General features: G+C 35.2%; 22 protein-coding genes. All 22 read right to left on the bottom strand.

Annotation, left to right across the window (positions count from 1 at the left end; translation table 11 throughout):
- Nucleotides 1–880 (bottom strand): radical SAM family heme chaperone HemW (gene hemW, locus ACTTG8_RS03975; RefSeq protein ID WP_442560827.1); only part of this gene is annotated, 880 nt, incomplete at its 3' end.
- Between the two features lie 24 nt (nucleotides 881–904).
- Nucleotides 905–2,926, bottom strand: a complete 2,022-nt coding sequence (gene mutL, locus ACTTG8_RS03970; protein ID WP_442560826.1) for a DNA mismatch repair endonuclease MutL — start codon at nucleotides 2,924–2,926, stop codon at nucleotides 905–907.
- 19 nt (nucleotides 2,927–2,945) lie between these two features.
- Nucleotides 2,946–5,666 carry a DNA mismatch repair protein MutS gene (mutS, locus tag ACTTG8_RS03965; RefSeq protein WP_442560825.1) on the bottom strand — a complete coding sequence of 907 codons (2,721 nt, stop codon included), beginning with the start codon at nucleotides 5,664–5,666 and terminating at the stop codon, nucleotides 2,946–2,948.
- Nucleotides 5,667–5,684: 18 nt separating this feature from the next.
- Complete coding sequence (locus ACTTG8_RS03960) at nucleotides 5,685–6,707, bottom strand: NAD(P)H-dependent glycerol-3-phosphate dehydrogenase (RefSeq protein WP_442560824.1); 1,023 nt, start codon at nucleotides 6,705–6,707, stop codon at nucleotides 5,685–5,687.
- Between the two features lie 20 nt (nucleotides 6,708–6,727).
- Nucleotides 6,728–7,360 (bottom strand): glycerol-3-phosphate 1-O-acyltransferase PlsY, encoded by a 633-nt coding sequence (plsY, locus tag ACTTG8_RS03955; RefSeq protein ID WP_442560823.1) that lies wholly within the window; start codon nucleotides 7,358–7,360, stop codon nucleotides 6,728–6,730.
- Nucleotides 7,361–7,371: 11 nt separating this feature from the next.
- Complete coding sequence (gene der / locus ACTTG8_RS03950) at nucleotides 7,372–8,709, bottom strand: ribosome biogenesis GTPase Der (protein WP_442560822.1); 1,338 nt, start codon at nucleotides 8,707–8,709, stop codon at nucleotides 7,372–7,374.
- A 43-nt stretch (nucleotides 8,710–8,752) separates the two neighbouring features.
- Nucleotides 8,753–9,133 (bottom strand): toxin-antitoxin system HicB family antitoxin, encoded by a 381-nt coding sequence (locus ACTTG8_RS03945; protein ID WP_442560821.1) that lies wholly within the window; start codon nucleotides 9,131–9,133, stop codon nucleotides 8,753–8,755.
- Nucleotides 9,120–9,371, bottom strand: a complete 252-nt coding sequence (locus tag ACTTG8_RS03940; RefSeq protein WP_442560820.1) for a type II toxin-antitoxin system HicA family toxin — start codon at nucleotides 9,369–9,371, stop codon at nucleotides 9,120–9,122. The genes ACTTG8_RS03945 and ACTTG8_RS03940 overlap by 14 nt, the downstream gene beginning before the upstream one ends.
- 61 nt (nucleotides 9,372–9,432) lie before the next feature.
- Entirely contained in the window at nucleotides 9,433–9,903 is a 471-nt protein-coding gene (locus tag ACTTG8_RS03935) for a hypothetical protein (protein WP_442560819.1), read from the bottom strand.
- The gene (locus ACTTG8_RS03930) at nucleotides 9,900–10,364 is read right to left on the bottom strand and encodes a DUF3990 domain-containing protein (protein ID WP_442560818.1); all 465 of its coding nucleotides are present in this window, start codon (nucleotides 10,362–10,364) and stop codon (nucleotides 9,900–9,902) included. The genes ACTTG8_RS03935 and ACTTG8_RS03930 overlap by 4 nt, the downstream gene beginning before the upstream one ends.
- 204 nt (nucleotides 10,365–10,568) lie before the next feature.
- Nucleotides 10,569–13,169 (bottom strand): hypothetical protein, encoded by a 2,601-nt coding sequence (locus tag ACTTG8_RS03925; protein WP_442560817.1) that lies wholly within the window; start codon nucleotides 13,167–13,169, stop codon nucleotides 10,569–10,571.
- A 25-nt stretch (nucleotides 13,170–13,194) separates the two neighbouring features.
- Nucleotides 13,195–13,458: a putative toxin-antitoxin system toxin component, PIN family gene (locus ACTTG8_RS03920; protein ID WP_442560830.1), complete on the bottom strand. Its 264-nt coding sequence runs from the start codon at nucleotides 13,456–13,458 to the stop codon at nucleotides 13,195–13,197.
- A 157-nt stretch (nucleotides 13,459–13,615) separates the two neighbouring features.
- Nucleotides 13,616–14,266 (bottom strand): cupin domain-containing protein, encoded by a 651-nt coding sequence (locus ACTTG8_RS03915; protein ID WP_442560816.1) that lies wholly within the window; start codon nucleotides 14,264–14,266, stop codon nucleotides 13,616–13,618.
- A 188-nt stretch (nucleotides 14,267–14,454) separates the two neighbouring features.
- Nucleotides 14,455–15,120 (bottom strand): Crp/Fnr family transcriptional regulator, encoded by a 666-nt coding sequence (locus ACTTG8_RS03910; protein WP_442560815.1) that lies wholly within the window; start codon nucleotides 15,118–15,120, stop codon nucleotides 14,455–14,457.
- The gene (locus tag ACTTG8_RS03905) at nucleotides 15,092–15,700 is read right to left on the bottom strand and encodes a YdcF family protein (protein ID WP_442560814.1); all 609 of its coding nucleotides are present in this window, start codon (nucleotides 15,698–15,700) and stop codon (nucleotides 15,092–15,094) included. Before ACTTG8_RS03905 ends, ACTTG8_RS03910 begins: the two co-directional genes overlap by 29 nt.
- A 612-nt stretch (nucleotides 15,701–16,312) precedes the next feature.
- Nucleotides 16,313–18,397: an elongation factor G gene (locus ACTTG8_RS03900; protein WP_442560813.1), complete on the bottom strand. Its 2,085-nt coding sequence runs from the start codon at nucleotides 18,395–18,397 to the stop codon at nucleotides 16,313–16,315.
- Nucleotides 18,398–18,558: 161 nt separating this feature from the next.
- The gene (locus ACTTG8_RS03895) at nucleotides 18,559–19,437 is read right to left on the bottom strand and encodes a DUF5688 family protein (protein ID WP_442560812.1); all 879 of its coding nucleotides are present in this window, start codon (nucleotides 19,435–19,437) and stop codon (nucleotides 18,559–18,561) included.
- A gap of 119 nt (nucleotides 19,438–19,556) precedes the next feature.
- On the bottom strand, nucleotides 19,557–21,026 hold the full coding sequence (locus ACTTG8_RS03890; RefSeq protein ID WP_442560811.1) for a diguanylate cyclase domain-containing protein: 1,470 nt from the start codon (nucleotides 21,024–21,026) through the stop codon (nucleotides 19,557–19,559).
- 241 nt (nucleotides 21,027–21,267) lie between these two features.
- Nucleotides 21,268–22,668, bottom strand: coding sequence for an NADPH-dependent glutamate synthase (gltA, locus tag ACTTG8_RS03885; protein ID WP_442560810.1), 1,401 nt, complete (start codon nucleotides 22,666–22,668; stop codon nucleotides 21,268–21,270).
- A gap of 26 nt (nucleotides 22,669–22,694) precedes the next feature.
- Nucleotides 22,695–23,591 carry a sulfide/dihydroorotate dehydrogenase-like FAD/NAD-binding protein gene (locus tag ACTTG8_RS03880; protein WP_442560809.1) on the bottom strand — a complete coding sequence of 299 codons (897 nt, stop codon included), beginning with the start codon at nucleotides 23,589–23,591 and terminating at the stop codon, nucleotides 22,695–22,697.
- Nucleotides 23,592–23,735: 144 nt separating this feature from the next.
- Complete coding sequence (locus ACTTG8_RS03875; RefSeq protein ID WP_442560808.1) at nucleotides 23,736–24,404, bottom strand: HAD family hydrolase; 669 nt, start codon at nucleotides 24,402–24,404, stop codon at nucleotides 23,736–23,738.
- The gene (yfcE, locus tag ACTTG8_RS03870) at nucleotides 24,397–24,957 is read right to left on the bottom strand and encodes a phosphodiesterase (RefSeq protein ID WP_442560807.1); all 561 of its coding nucleotides are present in this window, start codon (nucleotides 24,955–24,957) and stop codon (nucleotides 24,397–24,399) included. Before yfcE ends, ACTTG8_RS03875 begins: the two co-directional genes overlap by 8 nt.
- Between the last annotated feature and the right edge of the window lie 112 nt (nucleotides 24,958–25,069).

Below are 25,069 nucleotides of genomic sequence, written 5' to 3'. Positions count from 1 at the left end.
TAATATATTCTTTTAGATTAGTCCTATTATTATATCTTTCATTTTCAAAAAATGAAGATGCACCTACTCCAAAACCAAGATAAGGAATTCTTTCCCAGTATGATGTGTTATGCCTCGAATAAAATCCCTCTTTAGCATAATTTGAAATTTCATACCTATTATAGCCTGCAAGTTTGAGCTTAGAAACTGTTAGTTCATACATCATTCTATCATCTTCTTCAGAAGGTAAATCCTTATTAAACGGAGCATTTTCAGCATACTTATCAAAAAATGGAGTGTTTTCTTCAATAATTAAGCTATAGCTTGAAATATGCTCAGGATTTAACTTTATTATTTCTTCTAAAGATTTCTCGTAAGTTTTAATATTTTGCTTAGGTATCGCACTCATCAGGTCAACATTTATATTATTAAACCCTGATTTTCTAGCCATTTCATAGCTTTCCAAAAAGTCCTCATAACTGTGAATCCTGCCAAGAAGTTTAAGTTCATCATTATCAGCAGACTGAAGTCCAAGACTTATACGGTTTATTCCGACCTCTTTATATATAGAAAGTTTTTCCATATTTATGGTTTTAGGATTACATTCAAGTGTAATTTCAGGGTAAAATTCATCTCTATAAATCTGAAATTGTGACCTAATTACATCTAATACTTCCTTTATATAATTGGCTTTAACTATAGAAGGTGTACCTCCACCAAAATAAATAGTATATACTCCATAATCGTCACCGACTTTTTTTGATACTTCTAATATTTCCCTCTTAAGTGATTCTATATAACTCTTCTTCTCATCTTCTCCTGAGGCCAAAGAATAAAAATCACAATAGTTACATTTTTTTGCACAAAAAGGAATGTGTACATAAATTCCGAGTCTTTTCAATTTTTCACCTATATAAATTCAATATTATATCTGCCTCTTAAACTTCTTCTCCACATCAGCCTTACTCATAAATATCATAGTAGGTCTACCATGTGGACAATTATAAGGGTTGTCAAGGCTCATCAGTTCCTCTATAAGAGCTTTCGCCTCAAGCAGTGATATGTTCATATTTCCTTTTATTGCCGCCTTACAAGCCATAGTTGCTATTTTAGAAAGCACTGTATCGGGAGTAACTTTTTTCCCCTCAAGCGAATACTGGTCAATAATGTCGAACAAAAGTTCTTTTTCACTTATTCCAAAAAGCTCAGTTGGAACAGCCTTTATAACATAATCATTTCCACCAAAAGGCTCTATTTCAAATCCCAGTTGATGAAGATACTCACTTATCTCTTCTACTATCTGCTTTTGACTGCTTGAAAGTGTCACAACAACCGGCGGAAGCAAATTTTGTGATGTTACTGCTTTTTCAGATATTTCTCTTACAAAACGCTCATACATTACTTTTTCATGTGCGGCGTGTTGATCTATCATATAAACACTTCCATCATATTCCATTATCCAATAAGTGCCAAATATCTGACCGATTATTTTTATATCAGGAAGAGCTTTTTTTGCAAATATTCCGCCTTTAAAATTATCGGCAGTATCATATACGGTAATCTCTTCCTCAAGCACTTCCGCTGCACCGTTTATAACTGTATTCTCAGTCTTTTCTACACTTATAGAGTCTGTTTTATCTTCCTTTACCTTACTTGCATTATCAATATGTTCAAAGGGAGCATATACACTCTGTCTGATAAGAGGAGCTGTTTCATCTCTTTTTACCCGTTCTTCCACAAAACTCTCCTGCTTAAATACAGGTTTCAGTTCTCTCTTCCACTCATCCTGTCTGCTCTTTTCAAAAGGCTCAGGCATAGGTATATCCGGAATAATGTATCCCTCAGTCTTTTCAGATTTTTCCTGTCTTACAGCAAGATTTAATTCTCTCACCAAAGGCTTTTTATCCGGTATCTGCCTTATACCCATATCAGGCAGCAGGTCTTTCTTTCTAAGGGCATTATCTACTTCGTGAAATATAAGTCTATATAGACTTTCTGTGTCACTAAACCTTACTTCTAACTTCGCAGGATGTACATTTACATCAACTAAAGAGTTGTCCACACTTATCAAAAGACAGGTAAAAGGAAAACGATGCTGCATAAGAAAGGATTTGTATGCATCTTCTATCGCCCTCGTAATTACTTTGTTCTTAATAAATCTGCCATTTATAAAGTAATTCTCATACTCCTTATTTCCCCTTGTTAAAGACGGCTTTCCTACAAATCCCCTTACTGAAAGCCCATTAATCAGCTCTCCATCAATATCAGGATTATTTACCGGAATAATATTCGCAGTAATTTCCTTACCATATATATAAAACAGCACATCCTTGAGACTGCCGTTTCCCATAGTCTGAAGTTTTACCTGACCGTTTAATATGAACTTAAACGCCACTTCGGGATGGCTTACCGCCATATGCTCCATTACCTCGCTTACATATCTCCCCTCTGTTGTAGCCGTTTTTAAAAACTTTTTTCTGGCAGGAGTGTTATAAAAAATATTTCTCACTACAAATGTAGTCCCCTCAGGAGTACCTATATGTTCATTAGCCTCCTCCTTGCCTCCACTTATCACATATCTTATACCGCTTATTTCATCAGCAGTCTTTGTAAGTACTTCCACTTCGCTGACAGCCGCTATGCTTGCAAGAGCCTCTCCCCTAAAACCGAGACTTGATACAAGTACGAGGTCATCAGCAGTTTTAATCTTACTTGTGGCATGAGGTAAAAAAGCTTTTTTAATATCGTCACTTCCTATTCCCCTACCATTGTCCGTAACTCTTATTAAAGATATTCCGCCATCTTTTATTTCTACTGTTATAGAATTTGCATCAGCATCTATTGCATTTTCAACAAGTTCCTTGACAACAGCCGCTGGCCCTTCTATAACTTCTCCGGCTGCTATTTTGTTGATAGTATCTTTATCTAATAAATTAATTATTGACAAGTTTTCACCTCGTTTCCGGCTAAATTCCTCTGCTCTTTACCTTTTTTTGCATAGCATACAGTTTATTAAGAGCATCTATCGGTGACAATTCTTCAAGTTTCATTTCCATAAGTTCTGCAATTACATCCTCGTTTTTAGACGAGCCAAAAAATGATAACTGGTTTTCATCCGCTTTATTAGGTCTTAACAATTTCTTTTCTTCTTTTTTATCCGGCATAACGCCTGTTTCAGAAAGAAATTCAATTACATTTTGATTTTTAATTTCACTTCCTCTTACTTCAAGCCTCTTAGCTTTCTCTAAAATATCATTACTGTCAAGCTCTGCGGAAAGTTCCTTAGCCCTTTCAATTACACTTTCAGGCACTCCTGCAAGACTTGCAACCTGTATTCCATAGCTCTTATCTGCTCCGCCCTTAACTATTTTTCTTAGGAAAACTATGCTGTCACCATCCTCCTTAACCGCTATACAGTAATTATTGACATTTAACAATTTCCCCTCAAGTTCTGTAAGTTCATGATAATGTGTAGCAAAAAGTGTCTTTGCCCCCAAAAGCCTTGGATTACTTATGTACTCTACCACCGCCCAAGCTATGGAAAGTCCGTCAAAGGTACTTGTTCCCCTGCCAATTTCATCTAATACAATCAAGCTGTCCTTAGTCGCATTTCTTAAAATATTGGCAACCTCTGTCATTTCAACCATGAATGTAGACTGTCCGCTTGCAAGGTCATCAGATGCTCCTACCCTCGTAAATATCCTATCACAGATACCAATATTAGCTGAACTTGCCGGTACAAAACTTCCAATCTGAGCCATAAGCACTATGATAGCAGTCTGCCTCATGTAAGTAGACTTACCTGCCATATTAGGTCCTGTAATTATTGAAATTCTATCATTTTCATTGTCTAAATAGGTGTCATTTACAATGAATCCGTCTCCACCCATCATCTTTTCAACCACAGGATGTCTTCCATTTTTTATGTCTACTACACCCTCTTCATTTATAACAGGTCTTACAAAATTCTCACTTCCTGCCACTACCGAAAGCGAAATCAATGCATCAAGCCCTGCTATTGCCTTAGCAGTCTTACTTATCCTAACTATCTCAGACGCAATCTCATCCCTAAGTTCAGAAAACAAATCATATTCAAGTGCCACAAGCCTTTCCTCAGCACCAAGTATCATATTTTCAAATTCTTTTAGACGAGGAGTTATATATCTTTCAGCATTGGTTAATGTCTGCTTTCGTGTCCAGTCAGCAGGAACTAAATCCTTATATGAATTTGTAACCTCTATACAGTATCCAAATACCTTGTTAGATTTAATCCTAAGATTTTTAATGCCCGTCCTCTCTTTTTCTTCGTTTTCAAGCTCTGCAACCAAGGTTTTCCCTTCTGTATTTGCTCTTCTAAGACGGTCTATTTCCTCATTATATCCCTCTTTTATTATCTTTCCTTCTCTTACTGAAAGCGGTGCATCAAGGTCTATTGCTCTGTCTATTTTTTCATAAATATCAGTGAGCGGATCTAGCATTTCATCAAATTCTCTAATCAACTCTGAGTCAAATTCAGGAAGTAAACTTTTTATAGCAGGCAAAAATTCAATAGAATTCATAAATGCCAACAAATCACGAGGATTTGCACTCTTATAACATATTTTCGCAAGCAATCTTTCTATATCATATACCGGATTTAAATATTCCCTTATTTCTTCCCTTGTAATTATATTTTCGCAAAAAGCCTCTATTGCATCCAATCTCTTTTCAATATTGTATTTATTTACAAGAGGTTGTTCCAAAAAATTTCTTAATAATCTTGCTCCCATAGCAGTTTTTGTCCTATCAAGCACCCAAAGTAAAGAACCCCTCTTATTCTTATCTCTAAGTGTCTCCGTCAGTTCAAGATTTCTCCTTGTAGAACTGTCAATAATCATATAGGCATTGTTTGAATAGGGTTTAATCGAAATTATATGGCTTAAATCATTTTTCTGAGTTTCATAAAGATAGGTAAGCACCATTCCTGCCGAGCAAATAGCCTTGTCCATCCCTGTAAGCCCCAGTCCGTCAAGCACTTCTACCTTGAAATGCCTCTTTATCATTCTTGCAGCAGAAGAAATTTCATAGTATCTTCTTTCAAGTCCTGTAATAACTAAATGCTGTTTTTCTACAAAATCGGCTGTTAAAATACCGGAAGCTATAAACTCCTCATTACAAACAATCTCTGCCGGCTCAAACTTAGTTATCTCATCAAGCAAAGACTTAGTCTCAACTAACTCAGTTACGAGAAATTCTCCGGTAGATACATCTACCAAGGAAATACCATAATCTTCATTTGAAGCCACAATTCCCATAAGAAAATTATTCTTGCTTTCCTCCAATGCCTCAGTATCAAGATTTGTACCCGGTGTAACTATCCTAATTACTTCCCTTTTTACTAGTCCCTTAGCAAGTTTAGGGTCTTCTGTCTGCTCGCATATTGCAACCTTATAGCCTGCCTGCACAAGATTATTTAAATATCTATCTACAGCATGAAAAGGTACTCCACACATAGGGGGACTGTTTTCATTGCTACCCGACCTTTTGGTAAGTGTAATTTCAAGTACCTTGGAGGCGGTCAAGGCATCATCATAAAACATCTCATAAAAATCGCCCATTCTATAAAAAAGAATACAATCACTGTATTCTTTTTTTATCTCGTAATATTGGCGCATCATGGGAGTAAGTTTTTCTACATCTATATCCATCTCAAGCCTTCCTATCTTTTACTCTTCCCAGTCAAATCCGGAGTGTTCATCCTTTTTATCTCTTAAAAGAAGTTCACTAAGTGCATCTTCTGCCTTTTTATTTTCAAACAGCACCTTGTTCATCTGCTCCACTATCGGCATATCTATGCTATTTTTATGAGCAAGCTTACTTGCTGCTTTTGCAGAATATACACCCTCTACAACCTGTCCTACCTCTGTCATAGCCTCTTCCATAGTCTTTCCCTGTCCTATAAGAAAGCCGGCATTATGATTTCGGCTATGAGTCGAGCAACAGGTCACTATAAGATCGCCAATACCTGAAAGACCTGCGAAAGTCTCCAGCTTACCGCCAAGTTTCATTCCAAGTCTTCCTATTTCTGAAATTCCTCTAGTAATAAGAGCAGCTTTTGCATTATCACCAAGCCCCAGTCCATCTATCACACCTGCAGCAAGTGCTATTACATTTTTAAGTGAACCACCCAGTTCAATACCTATTACATCAGGACTTGTATATACTCTAAATCTCTCAGACATAAATGCATCCTGAATAAGGCAGGCAATTTCTCTTGACCTTGCTCCTACTACTGCTGTAGTCGGCATTCCTATAGATACTTCCTCAGCATGGCTTGGTCCTGAAAGTACAGTTACTATTCCTTTATCTCCATTATAAGCCTCAAATTCACTTTCGATAATCTCTGTAAGTGTCATTAGAGTATCTTCTTCAATACCCTTAGCTACATTTACAACAGGTATCTTTCTGTCGATAAATGGTGCTGCCTTTTTAGCTGTCATCCTTACAAATGGAGATGCCACAGCAAAGACTATGAGTTCTTTATCCTTACAAGCTAAAGCGATATCATTAGTAATTTGAATGTTATCATCCAGTTTTACACCTTTTAAATTTTTTACTATTCTAGTAGAATTTAACTCGTTAAACTCTTTTTCAAGAGCAGTCCATAGAGTGAGTTCATGCCCGTTATTATTTAATAAAATTGTTAAGGCACTTCCCCAAGTACCTGCTCCCAATACCGTAATTTTCATACCAGAAGTACCTCCTCTTTTTATTTTTTCTTCTGTCCAAGTTTATTCTCAGTCCCTTTCATAAGCCTTTCAATATTTGGCTTATGTCTTGCAATACCAAGTATAGCATAAAGCGAGGCTACCCCCACTAATGCCCACTTCCCCTGATAAAAAAATCCTATTGTGACAGGAATGGAAACAAGTCCCACCATAGAGCCGACTGATACATACTTTGTTATGTAACAAACTAAAATAAATACAGCAAGTGGTATCATTGTCATAGGAAAGTTAAACACAAGGAATGCACCACCTGTAGACGCTATTCCTTTACCACCATGAAAACCGAGTACAGCAGGAAAATTATGGCCAAGCACAACTCCAAAACCACACAAGAGTACATAATAATCCGTACTTAAATAACCTATTCCATCACCGTTAAGTCCTGCACAGATAAAATACTTTACCAAAAGGCTTGGAATCACTACCTTAAGTATATCTCCAATCAAAGTTGGAAGTCCTCCCCTTAAAAATCCCAAAGTCCTAAGGGCATTGGTTGAGCCGATATTTCCGCTACCTTCCTGCCTTATATCAATATTATTAAGTTTTCCAACTATAAGCCCTGTTGGAAAATTTCCAAATACATAACCCAAAAGAATAACAATCACACTTAACATAACTGCTCCTATTAATGTATTTTTGTTGTGTCATCAGCACTTCTCTCTCTGATAATAAAACGAAGTGGCGTACCGGTGAAACCAAAGGCCTCTCTTATCTTATTTTCAATATATCTTGTATAAGAATAATGCATAAGTTTCTTACTATTTACAAAAACAATGAAAGTAGGCGGTTTTACAGACACTTCTGTAATATAATAAATTTTAAGTCTTCTTCCCTTATCAGTAGGAGGCTGTTGCATAGCTACAGCCTCTGCAAGAATGTCGTTCAACACACCCGTAGATACTCTAAGTGCATGATACTGAATAACCACATCTATAAGGTCAAACAGCTTGTTAAGACGCTGTCCGCTCACTGCTGATATAAAGAGAAATTCTGCATAAGGCATATAGGCTAAAATTTCTTTTAACTTCTTAGTATGCTCATTCATTGTCTTATCATTTTTCTCAATCAAATCCCATTTATTTACAGCTACTATTATGCCCTTGCCTCTTTCATGTGCTATACCTGCTATTTTTGCATCCTGCTCTGTAATACCTTCTGTTGCATCTATAACCAGTACAACTATATCTGCCCTTTCAACTGCGGATACAGTCCGAACTATACTGTAATATTCAATATCTTCCTTGATACGGCTTTTTCTACGAATACCTGCAGTATCTATCATTATGTAGTCATTACCATTTCTTCGTATTCTTGTATCTATTGCATCTCTGGTCGTACCTGCAATATCAGAAACTATAACTCTGTTCTCACCTAAAAGCCTATTTATAATAGAAGATTTACCTACATTAGGCTTACCTATTATTGCAATTTTAGGAGTATCATCTTCCTCGGCCTCTGGGCTGTCCTCAGGAAAATACTTAATTACCTCATCAAGCATATCACCTATTCCTGTCTGGTTTACAGAAGATATTGGAAAAGGCTCACCAAGTCCAAGGTTATAAAACTCAAATACATCAGCCTGCTGTTTAACAGGATTGTCTACCTTATTAACTACCAAAACTACAGGTTTTTTAGACTTTCTAAGCATCTGAGCCACCTGATTATCCGAGTCTACAAGTCCGGTTTTTACATCTGTTATAAATATGATTACATCTGCAGTATCTATAGCTATCTCAGCCTGCTTGCGCATATTGGCAAGCATCATATCACTTGTATTCGGCTCGATACCGCCAGTGTCTATCATTGTAAATGCTTTGTTAAGCCACTCCGCATCTGCATAAATCCTATCTCTTGTGACACCCGGAGTATCCTTTACTATGGATATTTCACTTCCTGCAAGTTTATTGAAAAGTGTGGACTTACCCACATTCGGTCTTCCTACTATCGCTACTATTGGTTTCAAATTTCACCTCTAAATCTATCTTATTTTATACTACTCTGTAATTTTACCTTATTGGTGAGTTTTTGTAAAGGTTGGAAGCATTATTCATTGAAAGTAAGTACACGCAGTACTGATTCATACTTACACCTTCTTCCTTAGACTGATCAGCCAGTAATTTATGCAAGCTTTTTGGCAATCTTAACTTAAATTGTCCGGAATAATCATCATAGGTTGAAGGTTCAGGAATAGTGTTTCCATCTTCCAAAGCTGCAGTAATCCATTCTATTTTTGCATCATTCAAATTCTTAACAACTGCTTCAATTGTATCACCAACCGTTATACATCCCGGAAGCTCCGGATATCTTGCCACAAATCCTCCTTCATCTATGTCTGGAACGATTTCCAACTTATATGGAAGCTTCAAGTAATAATCAATTGTCTTCATATAACATTTCCTCCTCAACTATATCTCGCACCATTTCAACATATATCTTTTTAATTGGTTCATGTTTAGGAATTGTAATCGGATTCTTACCTGATTTACGAAAAGTATAATGGCTACTTCCACTTCTCGGTGCATTCATAACATATCCATAGTATTCCAAGATTTTTTGTAATTCATTAAACCTCATATCTTTTGACAAAGATAATAACTTTTTTAAAAGTTTTTCCCATTTGGACATTGTAAACTCCTAACATTATTATAGTTGGTGTCGTATTTGGTGTCAAGTTTACCTTAAAATTTTAGAACCCACCCTGATTATAAGCCCTTGCTATGAAATAAGACGGCTCATAATAGGCACTGCAGTTATAATCATCAAGTTTATCGCAAAGCTTATTATTATAAACTCTTATAATTCCTTCAACTTCACTCTCATTCGGCTGCGCTGTATTATAAATCAGGCGTTCATAAACTTTGCCCATTTGGAGAGGAGTAGGTATTCTATCCACCAGTTCATAATTCACATCAGTCACATCTACATTGCCCTTTTCTAAACCATACTCACTAATCCACTCATCTTCTACATCCAAAGGATTTTTGGAATGAAGTACATTAGCCACACTTATAAGATGATTCAAATTTTCCTCTCCCAGCTTATTTACAACATAACTATTACGCTGATGAAGCCTTCTTGCTACACGCTCTATCATATAACATATAAATTTTACATCATCTCTTGTTATTTCTTCATCCGGGAAATATATATTTGTCATAATTCCTCACTTCCTTCAAAATTTAAAGTTTTCAAAGCTTCTTCTGTACAAAAAACTATCTGATGTGTAGGATATTTGAACTTAACCAGTTCCCAAAAGGCTGCTTTTGAAATATTGCCGTCTATATAATCTTCTACATAGTCCCAAACCTGATCATCTGCCATAGGTCCTTCTACAATATCAAAATTATGTTCTTTTCCTAAACGGCAGTTCACCACAAATTCCAGCCATTCTTCCGTCATAGTTTCAAATATACAAATTTTTAATTTAGAATTTTCTTTATATGTATAATTATTAACATATGATTTACCAGACTTAGAACTTGCCCACCTCATAGCCTGTCTTTTTATATTAGTACAGTAAAATCCATATCCAAAGTCTTTATAATGACTGTTTATTAATATTTTAGGATTTTGCACTATAACATTACTTCCATGATAGAGTATAATGTTTTTGTCCATATATTTAACTCTCCTGTTTTAATATACTACTTAGCTCTTTCAAAAGAAGTATAATGTACTTTCTAACGTACTTCAACATATTTTTATGTATAAATATAATTCTTCTCCCAGCTAAATAGTCCACATTCTATGGAGTGTTTAAAAAATGAGATTCCTATAGACTACCCATTATCCGGTAATCTACAGGAATCCCTTTATTTTGCATTATTTTTTTGTATATCCTATTCCAAATACAGCTAAACTTTTTGTATTAAATACCATTGCACCGCTTTCTTTATCATAGTAAGAACCTTTAGCCTTCCTTACTTTTCCTTTTTTGTCAAGGTAGAAAACATACAGTCCGTCTGCCTTTTCATTTTTCTTAAGGTTATAAGGAATGGAGGCTTTTATGCTTCCTTTTCCAAGAGCGTTTATATTTTTCTTTCCCTTTGCATAGCTTATGCTTATGTCGTAAACTGGTCTGTTTCCGGTAATCTTTTTAACATTTTTAGAAAGCTTTTTAGCAGGAGTTACATTTAATAAAATATTTCCCTTGCTCTTTTTCTTAATTTCTGAAAGGGCTGTTTTATCAAATTCCATTTTTGAAAGAGGACTGTCTATAGTGAAATTGTTAATTTTTTCACTTGTAAGCGTTTCTAAAGCACCCTCGGTAAGATTTACCTTTACTTTATCAGTACCCTTTGGCATATCTACTTTTACTTCAAGAGATATTTTTTCTGCTTCCTTACCGTTTTTCTTAGCTTCTTCCAAAGCCTTTGTAATTGTATCCTCTACAGTTTTTTCAGAAATTTTGGCCGTTGCTGTTTTGTTTTTTCCTTTTTTTGCTTCTATGCTGACTTCTGCTTTTTCAGGTGCAGAGGCTTTTTCAGGTGCAGAGGCTTTTTCAGGTGCAGAGGCTTTGTCAGTATTTTCTGTTTTATTCTTATCATCTTTTTCATTTTTTTGTGATGAAGAAGCTCCAATCCAATAGCCTCCGCCTATACTCTCACCCTGCATTATTTCTATTTCTGCTGATTTACTCGCAAAGGCGGTGTCAGTTGCAGTTATTCTCACTAAATATTTGCCCGGTGCCAGCGAAATAACTGCACCTTCTGAACAGGTTTTCCATTCAGTCGAAGTAGAAAATCTGTACTGCATTTTATCTGTTGTACCTGTAATTTTGCCATCTTTTCTTCCTGAAACACTCTCTTTTTCAGCCTTTAAGCCTTCTGGAGCTTCTGCTCTTGCTTCAATAGATAAGTTTTGAGGTTGGCTTTCAAGTTTTCCTTCATCTTCTTTTACCTTAATTGATAAAGCTTTACCAAACCACTCATCAGCAATGTCTGTTTTCCCCTCAGCAGGGTTATTTACTGTCTGCTCAATACCGTCTTTAGGAGTGATTACATACGAAAGATTAGCATCAAGTCCTGTAAGCTTGCCGGATTTAAAATCTCTTACTGCAACAGGCTTATCATAACGGGTATTTAAGAACTTTCCTGTTCCGCTTACTTTACCCTCATCAGTAATTGTACCAAACTTTCTTATTTTTCCACTATTTGATAAAGTTCCATTAAGGGTAAGGGTTTTGCCTTCCGGAATAGTAAGTACGGTACCTTCTGGTACTATAAGGCTTTCTTTATCTGTAACTGTTAAATCCCAGCCCAGTTCATGATCTCCGTATACTTTTCCTATATTTTCTTCAAATATAATTCCTTTCCAAGAACTTTCATTTACCCTGTTCCTAATATTAGTAGGTTTTGACAACTTTGGGTCTGTGTTTTGCTCTTTTCTATTGGTTAGGGCTTTAATTATAGCTTTACCATTCTCTCCTGTAGTAAAAACGCCTGCTTTAGGTTCATGTTCAATGTCTTTATTACATTTGCCTATGCCTATTCCATCTCCCTTATCGGATATTGCCTCAACTATTCCTCCTGAAATCTCTATAGTGCTTATTGAATCTAGTTCTTGTTCATCACCTCCGCCTATGCCTGCTCCTCTAAAGGAGCTTGAGGATATTTCTCCTCCTGTAATCTTTATATTTCCTGCCGGATCACTTGAATTGCTGCCTATGCCGGCTCCATATTCGGATCTGGCTGTTATCTTGCCACCTTTTATCTCTATAGTTCCTATTTCTTCTTCTGTTATATTGTTGCCTATTCCCCCGCCCGAATGGGCCTTGGCATTTATTTCGCCTCCTGTAATCTCTATAGTGAAGGGAGAACCTCCACCGTCTCCAGTCCTTAGACCACTTCCTATTCCTGCGCCTGATTCATTTTGACGGCCGTATTGTGGTATAGAAGCGACTTCTTTAGATGATGCGTCTACTTTTCCTCCTGTAATCTTTATGTTTCCTGTGTCCTTACTAAGATTTCCTCCAATGCCTGCATCACCATTATCTCCTTCAGCTATTATTTTGCCTGTAGAAGTTGTAACCTCTTTATTCTCTCCATATACGATTAAAGAATTTCCTTTAAGCACCGCTATTCCTTTTTTAGCATCAAGTTTACTATTATCTGCTAAAATAAGATGTACATTTCCTGCCATGTTAATTCTTTCATTTACTGTTACATCGCCTTTAACTACATACCATTTAGGAGCCGTACTGTTCGCATCTCCAATGGTTGTCATACCGTCAGTTACAGCAGTTACATCTTCTGTTTTCAGGGTCACTTGTTCATTTCTTTCCCTGTCCCAGTATTTTACCACCTCCTCAGCAAAGGCTTCCACCTTTATCTGGGTAAATACCACTGCAAATGCTATAATACAGGCTATTACAGCCCGTACCCCCCCCCTCAATTTTTTCGCATCTCTGGTTTTTGTATGCATATTTTCCTCCTTTGGTCTGAAAATTTTATATTACTATACTTATTTTAATATAATTTTTAAAAATAACAAGTACGAAAAATGTCATTTTGCTTGACAGAATTCGTACTTGACAAATGAGGAAAAGTGTGTATTTAGCATAAAGCAAAAGATCTTTATCTCCGCTGACAATATATAAAGCCTTTGTATCATATGCACAAGATAAAAACTTATTATCATCCGGATCTCTACATATATCTGTATGAGTAACAGGCTCTATTAGTTCCAGTTTTGTTATAAATGGATTTAGGATATCTGTCCTTTAGATGACATTGTTAGTATATCTGCATCCATATTTTTCTTCTTTCAGGTAAGAATTTCTTACTTTTGTTATATATAACCTTTGAAATCTATGCTGTCAAGCAAGAAAATAATAATATAGTTATAAAATAATTATAATGCCTCGTTATTTATTTCACAAGCAGAAGAGCCATCTTAAATCTTCCAACTGCTTTTACACTATGAAGAGCATTTTTATCAAACTTAAAATTATCACCTTCATTTACTTCGTAATCTATACCCTCGTAATTTATAATACCCTTTCCTTCAAGAGCAAAAACAATCGCCTCACCCGGAGCACGATGTTCCGAAAGATAGCATCCCTCATCAAATGCCATTATCATAAATTTAAGGTTATCCTGACCTATAAGGTCTATATTTGCTATACTGCCCTTCTCATAATCAAGTAAATTCTTTAATTTTGTAACCTCTCCCGATTTCAATACGCTATTCATATCTATCTCCTTTTCTAATAATATTTCTATATATGACAAACCGATTTCCTCACCGGCAGACATACCGCATAAAGTCTTGGGTGATACATAAAGCAATGCATTTTCATACATTTCTTCAGTATCTTCCTCATTTAAATGAAAACTGCCAAATCCATCCGTACCAATATAAAGCACTGAACAGTCATAACTTTCTTTGCTTATATCTGTACCGTTTCCAAGTCTGAAATATGTAATAGGAGCATCTGCCAACCCCAGTTTAGTTGAAATTGTGAGTTCACTCTTTACCTTATATTCCTCCGAAAACTTAAATCTACCACCTTTAATCATAAATCTCTCCTTATTACAATCGAAATTACGCTCTTTTTCTTTTCACTCTTACATTCTCCCACACTTATAATAATCTCTACATAAAATGCTTTTTCAATATCATACTTATTTAAAACTTCTTTAGTATTACTACAAATATATTTTAGTCTTAATAATTTTTCTATTGCAGTTGCAACACTTTATATTTTTTAAATCAACCTATAATTCTTTTTATCATATTCAAGTATACCCTCACTTTTCATCCTTGATATTTCTCTTGATAAGGCACTTCTGTCAATTCCCAAAAAATTAGCAAGTTCTTGGTTATTCATAGTTCGCTTACCCCCTATACCGTCCTCGCTAAACTCCTCTATGTAAGAAATCAGCTTTGCTCTGATACTCTTTTGTCCCATCACCCTTATTCTTTTGTCTTGAAGTATATTTTCCTCTGCTATCTGTCGCAACAAATTAGCAGTCATCATAGATGTAAACATGCATCTCCTTGCATAAGATTTAAATAAATTAGAGAATTTTAAAAATAGAATCTTCGAATTTTTTTTTGCGACAGCACTTGCAAGATACTTTTGCCCTGCTATACAGGAATTTGCACAGGCAAAAAATCCGGACTCCATTATAGTTCCCATATTTGTCTCACTTCCATCGTACTCAGGAATGACTAAGGACAGTTTGCCCGAAAGCACAACTCCTGCATATTCAGTCCGACTTCCATAAGATAAGATGATACTCCCGGCTATATATTCTCTAGTATATCCCTCAAGACATCTTACAACATGAAGAATTGCCTCCAAATCTAAATCATAAAACAATTTAGATTTCCTTAAAATCTCATAATACTGCTCTATTTCCAAATTCATTTATATACTCCTCGAAATACTCTCCACATTTTCTAAGTTCTCCTAATACAACCTCGATACCTCTTTCTGTCTTATACCAGTTATCCTCGCTTATTCCCTGAGTATCGGTAGGAACAACATATAATTTAGTATTATGAAAGAGATGTGAATAAGTCATAAATGCCCTCCTTGCGTGAAAAGCTTGCGGACAAATGATTGCACTTTTCACCTCTATCCCGTTATTTTCAGCTAATTCCTTTGAAAATATAGCATTCTCATAGGTATTAGTAGCCTTCTCTTCCATTAAAATATCTTGATCTGATACACCGTTTTTAACAAGCACTGCACTCAAAAATTCCGCCTCAGTCCTATAATTGCCTTTGTATCTCTCATCTGTAACCCTTTCATTTAAAAACTTCCCTATCTTATAAAAATACATCCCCGATGGAATTATCTTATTTGATAAACCTCTTTTATAAAGCTTTGCAGCCGTTTCAGCAAGTCCCCAATTTGATGAACCGGGTATGAAAATAATATCCGACTTTTCAGGCTCATCTTTTATAAAAATAAACTTAGTTATATCTTCTATGTTTTTCCTCATCAATTTTCTGCTCCAATCTGTGATTTATTATAATTTTAATTTAAATGACAATTATGGTCAATATAATTTGCAAATTATCTGCAAATATGCACAATTTATCTTGAATTATCCGTATTTTTTTAGTTACTTTTATCAGATTAACTGCTATAATACAAATATAGCTTTTATGTAGGCTAATATTTCAAATTTCTGAAAGGAGAATGGTTATGAAAGGTTATGCAATGCTTAAAATTAGATAAATCAGAACACCTTACATATAGAGAGGCAAATAAGCTAAATGAGGAAATATCACAAATAAACAATTCTTGTAACGTGATTTCCAAACACTATTCCACTCTACCTAACAACTGGTGGGATAGTATTTTAGTTAAATATCTATATGGCAGTATCGAAATTCCTAAAAAAGATGAGTTTGATAATGTTTTTGACAGTTTCTCCTTAGAGCACATTTCTATACGATCTGTCGAAAAGTTTATCATTTTTTCTTTGAAAATTCTAACTTTATTAAAATAGGACTTAAAGAAAAATAACTATAATAACCCCAGTCTAAATTCTTATAAAATTCAGACTAGGGTTATTTGGCTATGACTTATACTAAATCTTATTTTTTACTTAATCTTCTTTTCCTGCATTAGCAGCATTTTCTTCTACTACCTTTGCCTGTACATCTGCAGGTGCAGCCTCATAGTGGCTAAATTCATAAGAAAACTCTCCTATTCCACCTGTCATAGATCTAAGGTCTGTAGAATATCCCATCAGACTTGCCTGTGGAATATCATCCAAAATTTCTGTTCTTCCATCATAAAGGGTATTCATGCCACTTACTCTTCCACGTCTCTTATTAAGATCACCCATCACATCACCGGTATATTCATCAGGAACTACAACTCTAAGAGTAACAATAGGCTCTAAAAGTATAGGCATAGCCTGCATAAAACCATCTTTAAAAGCCTGTGTAGCAGCTGTTTTAAATGCCATTTCAGAAGAATCTACAGGATGGTAAGAACCGTCTGTAAGTGTAGCCTTAAGACCAACTACTGGATACCCTGCAAGAGGTCCCTTTGTTACACACTCTGCTATACCCTTTTCAATAGCAGGGAAGAAGTTCTTTGGAATGGCACCACCAAATACTGTTTCTTCAAAAATATACTGTTTGTCAAGGTCATCCGAAGGTTCAAAGGTAATATGTACATCACCATACTGACCATGTCCACCTGTCTGTTTTTTGTACTTATTCTGTACAGAAACCTTCTTTTTAATTGTTTCCTTATAAGGAATACGAGGCTTAAGAAGTTCAATTTCAACCTTATATCTTGAGGCAAGTTTACTTACTACAACATCAAGCTGCTGCTCACCTATACCATAGATAAGTGACTGACGATTGGCACTGTCATTTACAATCTTAATAGTTGGATCTTCATCTACAATCTTAGATAACGCACTTGCAATCTTATCATCATCACCCTTATTCTTGGTTACATACCTCATATATGTATATGGAACTGAAAAAACAGGTTTATCATATACCACTGGTACAGCCTTTGTCGCAATACTATCACCTGTAGCTATATCAAGTTTACCTATGGCACCAATATCACCTGCATGAAGTTCTTTCACCTCTATCTGCTCTTTTCCCCTAAGCACATAGAGCCTTGAAATCTTCTCCTCAACATCCTTAGCCACATTATAAATAGTAGAATCAGCCTTAAGCACACCTGAGCAAATCTTAATAAGTGAGAATTTTCCAATAAAAGGATCTGCTATAGTCTTAAATACCTTAGCTGTCATCTCTTTATTCTCATCATAATCAGCATGGAAACTATTTCCGGTCTTCTGATTAATACCTGTAATTATGGTCTTATTAGGTGATGGAAAATAACTTATAATTTGGTCAATAAGGTTTCTTACACCCTTAGCCTCAGTACCTGATCCCATAAGTACCGGAACAAGACTCGCATCACCAACACTTTTTCTAAGTGCCGTAGACATCTCAGCCTGTGTAAATTCTTCACCGTTAAAGAACTTATCCATCATATCATCACTGGTCTCAGCTACTGCCTCCAAAAGAGCATCTCTATAAGTTTGTAAATATTCCATTGAATAATCCGGTATATCTGAATCTATATAAGTGCCGTCGTCATTAAATCTACGACCGGCCATTTTTACCACATTTACAAAACCAACAAACTTCTCATTTTCACGAATTGGCAGCTGAAATGGTGCTACTCTTGTTCCATAAAGTTCCTGAAGAGCCTCCACTACCTTTCTGTAACTTGCATTATCATCATCCATATCTGTTACAAAAAACATCCTTGGAAGTTTATATTTTTCACAAAGATTCCATGCTTTCTCTGTACCTACCTGTACACCTGCCTTAGCTGAAATTACAATCACCGCTGCATCTGCTGCACTTACTGCCTCTTCTGCCTCTCCAACAAAATCAAAATACCCAGGAGTATCTAAAATATTAATCTTCGTATCTTCACTGACAATAGGAATGACTGAAGTGTTTATGGAGAAAGTTCTCTTCTGCTCTTCTTTATCATAGTCACTGATAGTTGAACCATCTTCAATCTTTCCCTGCCTTGAAATTACACCTGTTACAAATGCCATGGCCTCTGCAAGTGTAGTCTTACCACAGCTGCCATGGCCAAGTAGAGCTACGTTTCTGATTCTTTCATACTTGAAAATGTCCATATTTTTCTCCAATCTGCCACAAACTTATGTAGCCTGAATTTTGGATTTATCACATATAGATATTGTACATTTTTTTATATGTTTTTTCAAGTATTATGTTAATATTTTACATAGCTTTACTTGTTTATTCTACTTTATTCGTATATAAATGTAGTATTTAGCTATGCTATTTCCAATTTTTTATTTCTCATGCTATAATGATAAATATTATCAGATAAAATATCCTCTGTAGAAACTACTGTATTATTTATACTCCGTACCATATCTTGCAGAGCAGATATGTCCTTATCTCCTTCATCACTGATTATAATGGTTTCATGGATTGAACTTGGAAGAATATATAAATCAGACTGCAATTTAGATGAAAGTTCTTCAAGAATTTTATCATACAAAATAACTCCGGCACCACCGATTTTTTTATTATTACAAATAATATACATTTCCTCTTCTTCGTCATATCTATCATTGTAAGGTATGAAATTTGACATTGGAATAATCTCAGCTTTAAGGAGCTTTGGAGTATTCTTTTTAGCTATATTCCAAAGCTCATCACCGGCAATTCCAAGTTGCTCTGCGACCTCATTTGTAATATGTACTACTCCAAAATCTCTTCCTATATCTGTTGCAACATAAGCAAAAATAACAGCTAAATCCATAATTTTAATAAATGGTCTGTCAGAAAGCCTAAGTTTATTCATCTCATAATTTACCAACTCAAAAATTATCCTATCCTGTATTAGATTAATATCTGTATAATCAGTTTGATAAATCTTCGGATAATCTAAATCTTTTAAAATACAGCGAAGTTCATCTACAATATTTTCAAGAGTATACTCTGCATTTTCTTCATATTCTTCATAAAAATCTTCAAGGTAAACTATCCTAGATACTTTTTTAGCCTTTTCCTTTGAAAATACTGAAAGTCCATAGCGATATACACCGTTGTTTTTAGCAACCTTCTTTAATACAACCTCATAATAAGGTTCTAATTTCGCAGACAAGCCCATTCTCACTGCCTCAATAAATTCATTATACTTCAAATTTCCTCACTTTCTTCCCATTTTTAGAATCAAATACAAGTAAATTATAAAGCATTAAAAAAATATCTACAACGGCATTTTCACTAAAATTTTACACTTATATTCAGCATTTTACACAATCATCTTATTTCATCAGCCTCTAATAACATTCCATAATATGTTCCTTCAGCCATCTTACCTCCACTTGCAACTACAACTCTCTCTACTTCATCATCAGATACCCCGGAAAAAGATATACTATGCCCTAATTTTTCAGCAACATCAACAACTATTTTTAAATATTCAATAACCTCTGCATCTTCATTTTCCTCTAACAGTCTGCTAATAGAAATAGATAATTGAACAGATGGAAGATTTTTCAATATATCCATAGACATTCCACCACTGCCATATCGTCCAATTCTAAAGCCAAAACCTCTTTCAAGCATTTCCTCTATAACAAAACTATATTCAGGCAAATCTTCCATCAAAATATTTTCATCTACTTCAATTATAATTTTTTTAACATTGATTCCAGCCTCTTCAACAATCGCATATAACTTATTTCTAAAATCATAATTTAAAACCAACCGCCTCGCAAGTGGTAGAACTACATTCTTATTCGGAAATTTCTTTATCTCTTCACAAACTCTTCTAATTGTATTTTCACCAAGTGCAAGTATCTGCCCTGTTTTTTCTGCAAAACTTATGAATTTCCTCGCTCTCCATACTCCCTTTTCTCCCCTATCCCATAACAATCTCAGCCTTACTGTATCATATGTCTTGTTGCTTATATCAAAAATAGGAGAGTACTTAATCAATATACTGTCATTCTTAATTGCATTAGTAAGGCTTGACTGTAATTCAATATTTTCAAGTTCTTTCTCAGACATTTCTTCACTATAATAACAGTAATTATCTTTTCCAAGATGTTTTGCCTCAGTTAATGCAGCCGTAACATTTTTAATAATTAAATCTGCTTTAACCCCATCTCTTGGTGCTACTGCCGCCCCAATACTTGTAGTTACAACCACCTGTCCAAATGAAGTTATAAAAGGAAATCTAAATGAAGTACCTATTCTCTTTATTTTTTCATTAAAATCTGTTAAATCAATTATATTTTGACTAAGTATCATAAATTCATCACCACTAAGTTTAGCCAAATAATCATTTTCATCAAGATTCTGTCTAAGTCTATGGCTAACATCCAAAATTAATTCTTCACATTTGGCATGACCCCACAAATCATCTATTTGTTTAAAATTATCCAAATCAACATACATAATTCCTATTGATTCTTCTTTTCTCAAAGTTTCCAAAATATGAGTAAGCATTTCGTTAAATGCTATGCCATTAGGAAGACCGGTTAAAGCATCTTCATAAGCAAGTTTTTTTATCTTATCCTCACTTGCTTTTATCTCTCTATATTTCATATTAAGCTCTTCTTGTGTAGTATTAATTTCACTATACACATTATCAAGAGCACTAAGTGTATCTTTTAATTTTTTTTCTGCATCTTTTTTTTCTCTTAATATCTTATTTCTTGAAAAAAATAAACCAGCTGCAATCACTGTCATAATGCCTATCACTGCATACAATAATGTTGTCAAAATATCTCCTCCTGCTTGAAACTTTTATCTATTAGCATTATAGCATAAATCTATCATAAATCTATACCTTGCTCTTAAACAATTCTTTAAGATTGGTATATCATCTTATTTTTGTACATTATGTATAATGTATAATTAAATTTTTGTGTAATCTGCAAGAAATTCCTATTAAGCAAGAAAACAGGGAGATTTTATCTTTCTCCCTGTTTTTATAAACAATAATTACTTACAAACTTTTTAATTATTCAGCCTCTGTAACTCCAAGGTACTCTAAAATACCCTTAGCAGCATTCTTTCCGGCACCCATAGCAAGTATAACGGTAGCAGCTCCGGTAACAGCATCTCCACCTGCATATACACCGGTCTTTGTAGTCTCACCATTTTCATCCTTAGCAACAAGGCAACCCCACTTATTAGACTCAAGCCCCTTAGTTGTAGAAGAAATAAGAGGATTAGGACTTGTTCCAAGTGACATAATAACCGTATCACATTCAATTATAAATTCAGAATTAGGAACTTCCTGTGGCCTTCTACGCCCTGATTCATCAGGCTCTCCCAATTCCATTCTTACACATTTACATCCCTTAACCCAACCATTTTCATCCTCAATAATTTCAACAGGATTGGTAAGTATATCAAATATAATGCCCTCTTCTTTAGCGTGATGTACCTCTTCCACTCTGGCAGGAAGTTCTTCTTCAGACCTTCTATATACAATGTGGGTTTCAGCACCAAGTCTAAGTGCAGTTCTTGCTGCATCCATAGCAACATTACCTCCACCCACAACTACTACCTTTGTACCTGGGTGAATAGGTGTATCATAGTTATCATCAAAAGCCTTCATAAGATTAGACCTTGTAAGGTATTCATTAGCAGAAAATACTCCATTAGCATTCTCTCCAGGTATACCCATAAACTTAGGAAGACCTGCACCGGATCCTATAAATACAGCATCAAAGCCTTCTTCCTCCATAAGCTCATCTATTGTAATTGATCTACCGATTACATAATCAGTCTTAATCTCCACACCAAGAGCTTTAACATTCTCAACCTCATATTTAACTACTGTCTCTTTTGGAAGACGGAATTCAGGAATACCATAAACAAGCACTCCACCTGCCTCATGAAGAGCCTCATATATAACTACATCACAGCCTGCTTTAGCAAGATCTCCGGCTGCTGTAAGTCCTGCTGGGCCTGCACCTACAACTGCAACTCTCTTACCATTTTTAACCTTTGCAGGCTCCGGACGAACTTCATTCTCACGAGCCCAGTCTGCTGTAAATCTCTCCAGTTTTCCAATAGATACAGCATCCCCCTTAATTCCTCTTACGCAGTATTTCTCACACTGTGACTCCTGAGGACAGACACGACCGCATACTGCAGGCAGTGCACTGTATTTACTTATAGTATCATAAGCCCCCTTAACATCCCCTTCTTTAACTTTCATAATAAATCCCGGAATATCAATACCTACAGGACAACCTCCTACACAGCGTGGATTTTTACAATTTAAACATCTTGTTGACTCATCCATAGCCTCTTCAAGATTATATCCATAACAAACTTCTTCAAAGTTTTTTGCTCTTACTTCAGGTTCCTGCTCTCTTACAGGAATTCTCTGCATTGGATTAACTGCCATTTTCTTATCTCCTTTATTAGCTTAACTTAGTCTACTTTCTGAGGATTAGGCGTAAGGCATCCAGATCCTTTGTGTGTATCGCCTTCCTGAAGTTTCAATATTTTTCTTCCCTCAACAGTCTTATACATACGCTGTCTGTTCATAGCCTCATCAAAATTGATAAGATGTCCGTCAAACTCAGGACCATCTACACAGGCAAATTTAATCTTATCTCCTACTGAAAGACGACAGGCACCACACATACCTGTACCATCCACCATAATAGGGTTCATACTTACAATAGTAGGTATACCAAGCTCTTTTGTGGTAAGACAGACAAACTTCATCATTATCATAGGACCGATTGCCACTACCCTTGTATACTCTTTGCCATGATTTGCAATGAGATCCTTAAGACAATCATTAACATTACCTTTAAATCCATAAGAACCATCATCAGTAGCAATATAAAGATTGCTTGCCCACTGTTTCATCTCATCTTCAAGAATGAGAAGATCCTTTGTTCTTGCACCTACTATAACATCAGCCTCATATCCTTGCTCTTTAAGCCATTTAACCTGTGGGTATACAGGTGCTGTACCAACACCTCCTGCCATAAAAAGAATCTTTTCCTTTGCAAGTTCTTCTCTTGGCATTGTGCAAAGTTCTGATGGCTGTCCAAGAGGACCTACAATATCCTTATAACCATTGTCATCTTCTTTTTCCATTCTCTTAGTTGATGCCCCAACTGACTGATATACGAGAGTAATGGTATTTTTCTCCCTATCATAATCACAAATGGTAAGGGGCACTCTTTCAGCTTTATCATCAAGTCTTACAATTACAAACTGTCCAGGCAGACAGGCCTTAGCTACATTAGGCGCCTCTACATCTACCAGCCAGATATTGTTTGCCAGGTAGCGCTTATTTACAACCTTAAACATTTTTTATCCTCCTAAAATACCATAAATTTTAATCCATCCCAATAATAATACCACAAATTCCCCAAAAATTAAACTATTATTAGAGTTTTTTATCAATAAAAGCAGGTATTCTACCTGCTTTTTAGTTAGTTTAGACTAATTTTTTCATTTATTTGTGAAATTTATTAACTTTTTCGTCAAATTTTTCATTGAATCTACAAAGATCCTTCCACCACACTCTTTTAAGTATCTTTCATCTCTGAATCCCCATAGAACTGATATACAAGGTATGCCTACATTAGATGCTGTCTGAATATCTACTTCCGAATCTCCTATATATATACTATTGTTATTATTCGCTCCAAGTTCCTGCATTGCCATAAACACCATATCCGGTTCCGGTTTATGCCTTATTTTGGGATTTTCTCCAATTGCCACCTTTATTCTGTCCTCAAAATATTTACTACTAAGCGACTTCACCGCTTTATCTATTTTATTTGATACAATAGCCACTTCAATACCATTGTCCCTTATCTTATCAAGCATTTCAAGTGTTCCTGCATATGGAGCTGTTTTGATATCAGAATGTTTGTTATAATATTGTCCTAAATCATAATAAAGTTTATCAATAAATTTCTCATCATATTTGAACTCTTTAGGCACTGCTCTCTCCACAAGTTTTCTTATACCATTTCCCACAAAACTTCTTATCTCATCTCTGGTTCTGATTGGAAAATTATTCTCGTTTAGTATGTAATTCATCGAATCCATAAGGTCATCTAATGTATCTAAAAGCGTACCGTCCAAATCAAAAATCGCATATAATTTAGCCATTTTCTACCTCCACATAATCATATCTGTTAAGGATATTACCGTCAAAATCTTTCCATGTAAATACCTTATTTTCATAGGTCATATAACCATGATGACTATTTTCTTTTGGTATAGAGGTTGAACCCGGATTCATATAGATATAATTTTCATAAACAGCACATTTAGGAACATGAGTATGTCCACAAAGTAAGATATCTCCCTTATTAAGTTTTGGTGGGTTAGCCTCACCATAAATATGCCCATGCGTAGCAAAAATATTAATTCCATCTACATTTATAAACGCATAATCTGCAAGGCAAGGAAATTCTAATACCATTTGGTCTACTTCTGCCTCACAGTTGCCCCTCACGCAGATAATTTTATCACTTAAATTATTTAACAACGCTATCACTTCCTTTGGATTATGTCCATAAGGCAAGTCATTCCTTGGTCCATGGTAGAGGATGTCACCTAGCAGAAACAGTTTATCTGCTCCCTCCTTTTCAAAACTTTTTACAATTTTTTCCGCATAATATGAGGATCCATGTATGTCTGATGCAATTAAAATTTTCATATAGTTGCCTTTCAAAATATAAGTTTATTTTTACAAAAAATTGAACTATAACAATTAAAGTTCAATTGATGACAAATATTTTTGACACCAACTTCATATTATCATAAAAAAT

Origin of the sequence: Catonella sp., assembly GCF_052173895.1 — a bacterium.
Classification (GTDB): domain Bacteria; phylum Bacillota; class Clostridia; order Lachnospirales; family Lachnospiraceae; genus Catonella.
The sequence above is the reverse complement of the archived record's forward strand: the minus strand, read 5'-3'. Positions and strand labels throughout refer to the sequence as shown.

Excerpts from the sequence above, each read along its gene's own strand:
- mutS (WP_442560825.1), bottom strand. The coding sequence starts at position 5,666 with ATGGATATAGATGTAGAAAAACTTACTCCCATGATGCGCCAATATTAC.
- ACTTG8_RS03960 (WP_442560824.1), bottom strand. The coding sequence starts at position 6,707 with ATGAAAATTACGGTATTGGGAGCAGGTACTTGGGGAAGTGCCTTAACA.
- plsY (WP_442560823.1), bottom strand. The coding sequence starts at position 7,360 with ATGTTAAGTGTGATTGTTATTCTTTTGGGTTATGTATTTGGAAATTTT.
- ACTTG8_RS03945 (WP_442560821.1), bottom strand. The coding sequence starts at position 9,133 with ATGAAGACAATTGATTATTACTTGAAGCTTCCATATAAGTTGGAAATC.
- ACTTG8_RS03940 (WP_442560820.1), bottom strand. The coding sequence starts at position 9,371 with ATGTCCAAATGGGAAAAACTTTTAAAAAAGTTATTATCTTTGTCAAAA.
- ACTTG8_RS03935 (WP_442560819.1), bottom strand. The coding sequence starts at position 9,903 with ATGACAAATATATATTTCCCGGATGAAGAAATAACAAGAGATGATGTA.
- ACTTG8_RS03930 (WP_442560818.1), bottom strand. The coding sequence starts at position 10,364 with ATGGACAAAAACATTATACTCTATCATGGAAGTAATGTTATAGTGCAA.
- ACTTG8_RS03925 (WP_442560817.1), bottom strand. The coding sequence starts at position 13,169 with ATGCATACAAAAACCAGAGATGCGAAAAAATTGAGGGGGGGGGTACGG.
- ACTTG8_RS03915 (WP_442560816.1), bottom strand. The coding sequence starts at position 14,266 with ATGATTAAAGGTGGTAGATTTAAGTTTTCGGAGGAATATAAGGTAAAG.
- ACTTG8_RS03910 (WP_442560815.1), bottom strand. The coding sequence starts at position 15,120 with ATGAATTTGGAAATAGAGCAGTATTATGAGATTTTAAGGAAATCTAAA.
- ACTTG8_RS03905 (WP_442560814.1), bottom strand. The coding sequence starts at position 15,700 with ATGAGGAAAAACATAGAAGATATAACTAAGTTTATTTTTATAAAAGAT.
- ACTTG8_RS03900 (WP_442560813.1), bottom strand. The coding sequence starts at position 18,397 with ATGGACATTTTCAAGTATGAAAGAATCAGAAACGTAGCTCTACTTGGC.
- gltA (WP_442560810.1), bottom strand. The coding sequence starts at position 22,668 with ATGGCAGTTAATCCAATGCAGAGAATTCCTGTAAGAGAGCAGGAACCT.
- ACTTG8_RS03880 (WP_442560809.1), bottom strand. The coding sequence starts at position 23,591 with ATGTTTAAGGTTGTAAATAAGCGCTACCTGGCAAACAATATCTGGCTG.
- ACTTG8_RS03875 (WP_442560808.1), bottom strand. The coding sequence starts at position 24,404 with ATGGCTAAATTATATGCGATTTTTGATTTGGACGGTACGCTTTTAGAT.
- yfcE (WP_442560807.1), bottom strand. The coding sequence starts at position 24,957 with ATGAAAATTTTAATTGCATCAGACATACATGGATCCTCATATTATGCG.